General features: G+C 47.1%; 2 protein-coding genes. Both read left to right on the forward strand.

The window, feature by feature from the left end; all coding sequences use genetic code 11:
* The coding region (locus G5B06_RS18640) for a Maff2 family mobile element protein (protein WP_244094596.1) at positions 1-96 on the forward strand (96 nt) is incomplete at its 5' end.
* A gap of 12 nt (positions 97-108) precedes the next feature.
* Positions 109-416: VirB6/TrbL-like conjugal transfer protein, CD1112 family (locus G5B06_RS18645; RefSeq protein ID WP_243875289.1), on the forward strand; the 308-nt coding region annotated here is incomplete at its 3' end.

The following is a 416-nucleotide window of genomic DNA, read 5'->3' on the forward strand; positions in this document are numbered from 1 at the left end:
GCTAAGAGCCAGGGCATCAAACAGCTGATGGCTGGTGCCGGAATCATGCTGCTGGGAACTACCCTGATTCCACAGCTGGCAACATTGTTCTCTTAAGAGGAGTGGTAGATGAACACCATCATTGAGAGAATTACGGAAGCGATAAAGGATATCCTGATCGGGCTTATCAAGTCCTGTTTGGATAACATGTTCACGTCTGTCAATGAGCAGGTGGGAACCATAGCCGGGCAGGTGGGACAGACACCGCAGGGATGGAATGCCGGAATCTTCAATCTGATCCAGAACATTTCCCAAACGGTGATTGTCCCCATTGCGGGACTGATCATCACATTTGTCCTGTGCTATGAACTGATTACGATGGTAACGCAGAAAAACAATTTCCATGAATTTGAGACTTACAACATTTTCCTCTGGAT

The organism is Blautia luti (genome assembly GCF_013304735.1).
GTDB lineage: Bacteria > Bacillota > Clostridia > Lachnospirales > Lachnospiraceae > Blautia_A.